This window comes from Rickettsiales endosymbiont of Trichoplax sp. H2 (genome assembly GCF_009690945.1).
In the GTDB taxonomy this organism is placed as follows: domain Bacteria; phylum Pseudomonadota; class Alphaproteobacteria; order Rickettsiales; family Midichloriaceae; genus Aquirickettsia; species Aquirickettsia rohweri.
In genome coordinates, this window is sequence record NZ_NPHZ01000008.1 from 21,415 (window position 1) to 27,839 (window position 6,425).

The 6,425-nt window shown below is 27.7% G+C and carries 8 protein-coding genes and 2 pseudogenes; 8 read left to right on the plus strand and 2 right to left on the minus strand.

The annotated features are described in order from the left end of the window. Positions 1 to 14 precede the first annotated feature (14 nt). The 7 genes and pseudogenes from rhuM to h2es_RS06845 all read left to right on the plus strand — a co-directional run bounded on the left by rhuM (position 15) and on the right by h2es_RS06845 (position 4,692). Entirely contained in the window at positions 15 to 1,022 is a 1,008-nt protein-coding gene (gene rhuM, locus h2es_RS06815; protein ID WP_154512567.1) for a virulence protein RhuM/Fic/DOC family protein, read from the plus strand. A 2-nt stretch (positions 1,023 to 1,024) separates the two neighbouring features. Next, the gene (locus h2es_RS06820) at positions 1,025 to 2,035 is read left to right on the plus strand and encodes a tyrosine-type recombinase/integrase (RefSeq protein ID WP_154512569.1); all 1,011 of its coding nucleotides are present in this window, start codon (positions 1,025 to 1,027) and stop codon (positions 2,033 to 2,035) included. 100 nt (positions 2,036 to 2,135) lie between these two features. Further along, positions 2,136 to 2,276, plus strand: a complete 141-nt coding sequence (locus h2es_RS07980; protein ID WP_369122807.1) for a hypothetical protein — start codon at positions 2,136 to 2,138, stop codon at positions 2,274 to 2,276. Between the two features lie 61 nt (positions 2,277 to 2,337). After that, positions 2,338 to 3,084, plus strand: a complete 747-nt coding sequence (locus h2es_RS06830) for a M48 family metallopeptidase (RefSeq protein ID WP_154512571.1) — start codon at positions 2,338 to 2,340, stop codon at positions 3,082 to 3,084. A gap of 147 nt (positions 3,085 to 3,231) precedes the next feature. Next, positions 3,232 to 3,909, plus strand: a pseudogene (locus h2es_RS06835) (exodeoxyribonuclease III); the annotation flags it as partial. A gap of 3 nt (positions 3,910 to 3,912) precedes the next feature. Continuing rightward, entirely contained in the window at positions 3,913 to 4,362 is a 450-nt protein-coding gene (locus h2es_RS06840) for a P-loop domain-containing protein (protein ID WP_154512573.1), read from the plus strand. Between the two features lie 126 nt (positions 4,363 to 4,488). Next, positions 4,489 to 4,692, plus strand: a complete 204-nt coding sequence (locus tag h2es_RS06845; RefSeq protein WP_154512575.1) for a hypothetical protein — start codon at positions 4,489 to 4,491, stop codon at positions 4,690 to 4,692. A 352-nt stretch (positions 4,693 to 5,044) separates the two neighbouring features. On the opposite strand, the pseudogene h2es_RS06850 reads toward h2es_RS06845, so the two are convergent. Both h2es_RS06850 and h2es_RS06855 read right to left on the minus strand, forming a co-directional pair. After that, positions 5,045 to 5,329 (minus strand): annotated as a pseudogene (locus h2es_RS06850) (IS701 family transposase); the annotation flags it as partial. Between the two features lie 68 nt (positions 5,330 to 5,397). Then, positions 5,398 to 6,171 carry an ATP-binding protein gene (locus h2es_RS06855; RefSeq protein WP_326845023.1) on the minus strand — a complete coding sequence of 258 codons (774 nt, stop codon included), beginning with the start codon at positions 6,169 to 6,171 and terminating at the stop codon, positions 5,398 to 5,400. Here h2es_RS06855 and h2es_RS06860 point away from each other — a divergent pair. Beyond that, positions 6,161 to 6,425 (plus strand): hypothetical protein (locus tag h2es_RS06860; RefSeq protein ID WP_154512579.1); only part of this gene is annotated, 265 nt, incomplete at its 3' end. The two genes, h2es_RS06855 and h2es_RS06860, sit on opposite strands and share 11 nt — an antisense overlap.

Sequence of the window (6,425 nt, forward strand, 5' to 3'; positions counted from 1 at the left end):
TAATACTTTAAAGAATGCAAAAAAGAGATATTCAAGAAAACTTAGATAAACAAAAAATAATATTATATCAATCTGAGAGTAATGAGATTACTCTTGATATTAAGCTATATGATGAAACATTATGGTTATCTTTGAATCAACTATCAGAATTATTTGAAAGAGATAAATCTGTTATATCACGTCATTTAAAGAATATCTTTGACACAGAGGAATTAGAATTTGATTCAACTGTTGCAAATTTTGCAACAGTTCAAACAGAAGGGAATAAGCAGGTAACCCGTGATATAGATTACTATAATCTAGATGCAATAATATCTGTAGGATATAGAATTAATTCAAAAAGAGGTACGCAATTTCGAAAATGGTCATCCAAAGTACTCAAAGAGCATCTAATAAAAGGTTACACTATTAACCAACAACAATTGACCCAGAAATCTATAAAAGAATTACAAGAAAGTATAGACTTATTATCAAGGACAATGATTAACCAAGGATTAACTAATGAAATTGGTACTGAAGTATTAGGAGTAATAAAAGAATATACTAGCACTTGGGATACTTTAAGACGTTTTGATGAGGGCAGATTAACACATGATAGAGGAGTAACAAATACTGAAGTAGTCACACTTAACTATAAAGAAGCAATCACTGCAATATCATCGTTAAAGGAGGAGTTATTTTATAATAAGAGAGGGAGTAATTTCTTTGGAGAAGAAAGAAACAACTCTTTAAAATCAATATTAGGAAATATAGAACAGACTTTTGGTGGAGAGCTACTATACCCTTCAATTCATGAGAAAGCAGCTAATATACTTTATTTTATTATAAAAGATCACCCTTTTAGTGATGGTAATAAACGTATTGGATGCTTACTTTTTTTAATGTATCTTAAAAAATCTAATTTAAATATTAAGAAAATAGAAAGTAATACCTTAGTAGCGCTAGCACTCTTGGTAGCAGAAAGTAAACCATCTCAGAAAGATTTGATGATTCAATTAATAATACACTTATTACAAGAATAGAAATGAATCAAGAAGCAGAGAAAATATTTTGTTTAGATAATACAAATAACAACAGCAATTTATCTAAATATGATAAAAATGAAGATTCTATATATTCTTGGGCTAATAAGTATTATTATATATTTGTTTTAAATAGTCCCTTCCATACCCAAAGGGCTAAAAAAACAGATTTAAATAAGTTTTTAAGTTATTTTATAAGCACATTAAATACAATAAATCCTGATTCATGGACACCAAGTATAACAAGAGGATTCCAAAATTATTTAACAGAACAAAAGTCACCTAAAACTGGAACAGGATATATAGCAACAACAATAAATAGAATATTGTCAACGATTAGGCATTTTGGAAATTGGTTAAACAAAGAAAGGAAACTTATAGCAGGCAATCCATTTATAGGAGTAAAGTTAATACAAGTAGAAGAGCCTTCATGGAATGGATTAACTCTTATAGAAATAACCAGACTTAAAGGAGCATGTGACACAAGGATAAATGCTTGCACAAAGAATAACCAAAATCCATTATTAGAAGTTACAGTATTTTATGTGCTAATAACTACAGGACTTAGAGAATCAGAGGTAGCTGGGCTTAATTATGGACAATATTATGCCAAAGGATTCCATAATGTAAAAAGGAAAGGAAATAAAGTAATAAAGAAGATACCTGTACCAAGTGAAACAAGAAACTTTCTTGATAAATACTTAAACGATAGAAGTAATTTAACACATGATAGTCCTTTGATAATATCAAGATACGGTAATAGAATATCCACTAGAGATATTGCAAGAATTTGTGAGAGGATTGCTAAACAAGCTTCTGCTCAACTTCCAGCAAATAAAAAAATACATCTTAGTCCTCATATGTTAAGACATACTTTTTTAAAGCGTGTTGCTGATAAGCATGGAGTGCACACTGCTCAAGATCTAAGTGGTAATATCTCTATGAAAGAAATTTTTCGTTATACAAAACCTAATTATGAACAAAAGTATAATATTGTTGAAGCTTTGTATTAAACGTATAATACAGCTGAGCATAAGACAGCATATGATGTATTAAATAATAAACTGTAAGTGCATATCTATTGTAGATAAAATATAAATTTGCAAAGTATATATAATAAATCCATTAAGTATTAAATCTTTTGCTAAAAGTAGGTTAAGTAAAAATAAAACAGACGAAGCTGATATCATAATAATTGCTAAATATATTGCTATAATGCTAGAAAACCTTATAAGACAGATAAAAGGAACATAAATATTTAAAGTTTCTATGTAGCTGTTTAGAAGATTTAGGCTTAGATGATTATATTAAAATTATGAAAACAATTAAAATATTAATAACAATTCTTTTGCTCAATCAATATGTAGTAAGTCCAATAAATGCAAAAAATCCTGAAAAAGTAGAAAGCCAAATCATAAAAGATGAAATGATAATAAAAGGTAAAGATGTTAAGTTAGTTTTACCAAGAGGTGGTAATAAAAATAGAGCTTTAGAATTTTTATTGCAAAAGGAGTCTTGGATTAGAAGTAAGTTATCAAATATTACAAAGCCATGTAATGACATACAAGAAAAGATGAAACTTCATAATAAATTACCAATATTAGGAGTAAAACATGACATAAAATATGTTAATTGTGAAAACGAATTATCTGTTAAGCAGAATAAAAAAACAATTATATTTAATTCACCTAAATATTTATATTCTAAAGTATTAACTCAATATCTAAAACAATATGGATTAGAAGAAATTAAAAATTTAGTTAGGTATATAGCTAAGAATTTTAATTTAAAAAACTATGGTAAAATTTCTATAAGAGAAGTGACTAGTAAATGGGGTAGTTGTTCATCTAGTGGTAATTTATCATTTAACTGGAGATTAATATTTGCTCCACAAGCGGTATTCTACTATGTAGTAACTCATGAGATGAGCCATTTAAAGGAAATGAATCATAGTGATAGATTTTGGAATATAGTTAAGAAGATTGATCCTAATTATCAGGCATCAAGAGTATGCCTTAGGAAATATGGAACAAGTTTATATCAATATCTACCTAAAGCATAATCCATGATAAAGTAAAAGATGAAAGATAATAATAAAATTAATATAACGACATGGAATGTTAACTCTGTTAGAAGAAGGCTTAATTCTATTGATAAGTTTTTAAAAGAATATTCTCCTGATATTCTTATGCTATAAGAAACAAAGGTAAGGAATGACTTGTTTTCTTTTCAGTTTTTTAGAGATTTTGGATATAGATTTATTTACCATGAAGGAGAAACAACAGGCTATAATGGAGTAGCAATTATCGCAAAGAAAGATTTAGAAATTATACCTAAAATTAGTTTTATAAAAGATGCTAGACATTTAGCTGTAAAAATAAGAAAAGATATAGATTTACATAATTTCTACATTCCAGCAGGTGGTGATATACCTGATGTTAGTAAAAATATAAAATTCAAAGAAAAATTAGAATTGGTAGATAAGCTTACAGCTTGGTTTAAAAGCAACAAATCAAAAAATGATAAAGTGATCATAGCAGGTGATTTAAATATTGCACCACTTAAAAATGATGTATGGTCATATAAGCAATTATTAAATATTGTATCACATACACCTATAGAAGTGGAGAAGCTACTTAATTTATATAAATCAATTGGTTTTAAAGATTCTATCAGAAAGTTTACTCCTGAATCAGAAAAGCTTTATAGTTGGTGGAGCTATAGAGCAAGAGATTGGGAAAAGTCAGATAGAGGTAGAAGATTAGATCATATATGGAGTAGTGGCAATTTAGATGAAAAAGTAATGGCTGCAGATATTATAAAATCTACTAGAAATCATGACTTACCCTCTGATCATGTTCCTGTATCAATTGCTATAAATTTATAAATTATGGATTTAGAGAAAATAGAGATTAATGCTGACTTTGAAGAAGCTATTAAAAAGATGGAAGATGAAAATACAAATCTTTTTATAACGGGTAAGGCTGGAGCTGGTAAATCAACGTTATTGTCTTATTTTTGCAAAAATACTAAGAAAGAATATTCAGTGCTTAAACATTTTCCTCAATATAATGAGACAAAAACTAAAAAAAATTTAGGAAAAGTTATTAATAGCTTAAAGTCAGAAATATCAGCATATGAACTAGATAATGTAAATATATCACGTAATGAGTTGGTCGTTAAAACAGCAAGAGTAAATGAGAGAATATATGGTAAAACTTGTGAGCTTTTGAAACAATCTTTACACCCTGTTATTATAGCAAATATTCTTTTTGGGAATTGGGTTAGATTATCTACTATAGGTAATAATATGCCTGAAGAATCTTATCAAAAAATATAATATTATTTTACATAAATAATAGAAGAAGTACGAAAGTATATACCTAATCTTTTTTTAAATAATTTTGATTTACATAGTTAAGATAATTATTTTATAATCAAGTTAGTAATTCTTACAACGTATAAAATGTCTGATTATAAAGAAAGAACAAGGTTCAGTGCAGAACTTGATAAAGATATAAAAAAGATGTTCAAAGATAATATGATTATTGAAGAAAATGTACTTGAAAAAAGGCTAAGAGAAGAGACTGAAGCATATGAAAAATATGGCAGAGTTTCTGAGGAAACTCATAAAAAAGCATTAGAAGTAATGAAAGAGATGGGATTGTAAGATAGGGGGAAGTGTGAAGATAATTCAGCTAATGAGCTTACTCCAGCGCAAAGTATAACCTCAATTACTGAGTAAATTGTGTCTTTTCTTCAATTCAGAAAAAGTAATTAGGTATGTAGTCAGGGTTGTTATAATTTTTAGTCAATAAGTATTGGATAGAGTAACTAGTGAGTTAATTAAAAAATAAAATTTTATGTTTCTAATTTATCCTGACACATATGTTCAGGGCATATAAACTAATGATGGAAAGGAAAGATAAGGTCATAAGATAAATAGTTTTTAGTACTAAAAATTGCATTATCTTAAAGAAAGTATAATATTGTATTTTTAGTGATTCTTTTATTAACTCACCTTATGCATGAGATGAATTTTTCAAATTTTGTAATTCTAAAAAAGCAGCTTGATTAGCTTTCAATAAAAGAAGGTGTTTGATAGCAAAATGATTAGCGGCCGTCTTTATTTTTAGAAGCTCTAATTTACAAAATGCTACCAGAGAAGAAAAAATGTGGTTTGCTTGAGATAATGCTCGTTTAGTTGGAGAAGCAGCAAGGTAAGCATTTTGTTTAATAGATTTGTGATATAACTCAATTTTCCACCGTTTTTGATAGATCATTTAGAGGTAATCTGCATCATGTTTGATCAATAATTTTCTTTGTGTAAGTTAGATTATTTTTGTTACTAAATATTTTGACTTCACATCAAATCTTAATAAAAATTAAGATAATTTTGCAGTCCACAAAATATAATTTTATCTTCTATTTGATATTTTTTATTACCTGGATACAATACGTAAATTACATCTAATTTAAGATCTTCTATTGCTATTCGCATTGATTTAGTAATTTTTGGAGAGTCAGTAAACTTAAATTCATATGCTATTCGTTTTCCATGATTTATAGTAAGTAAATCTATTTCTGCTTTATTTTGTGTTGACCAAAAATAACATTCTTGAGATCTAAAGTTATGATGTTTAATAATTTCCTCTAAAGCAAAACCTTCCCAAGAAGCCCCCAATTTTAAATGATTAAATAAATCACTATTCGTTCTAATTTGAAGTAAACTATGCAATATACCTGAATCTCTAATATAAATCTTGGGTGATTTAATTTGCCTTTTACTAATATTCTCAAACCAAGGATAAAGCTGTCTAACCATGAAAGTTCCTACTAATATATCTAGATAATGGCGTACAGTAGTATGAGAGATAGATAATGATTTACCTAAATCGGAAGCATTTAAAATACCACCATGATTATTAGAGAGCATCATCCAGAATCTTCTTATATTTTCTGCTGGTATCTTTATGCCTAAATTAGGAATATCCCTTTCTAAAAAAGTTCTTATATAGCTTTCTCTCCAACGATAACTACTATTATCATTTGCAGATAAAAATGATCTAGGAAATCCTCCTCTAATCCATAATCTTTCTAAATTTTGAGTCTCATTATATTGAAATGGTGGTAGTTCAATGTATTCAATCCTTCCTGCTAGTGTTTCTGATGATTATATATCACCAAGTAATAAGGCTATTTCATATATGCTTGTAAATACTATTTACAATTTGCAAATAATTAATCTATTTTTGTCAGGTAATTATGCATTAAGCACAAATATAGATGCATCTGTTACTAAAGAGTGGGATTCAGGAAAAGGATTTTTACCTTTAGGAAGAGAAAATCATCCTTTCTCAGGAAATTTTGCTGGAAATGGTTATAATATTTCTGCTTTACATA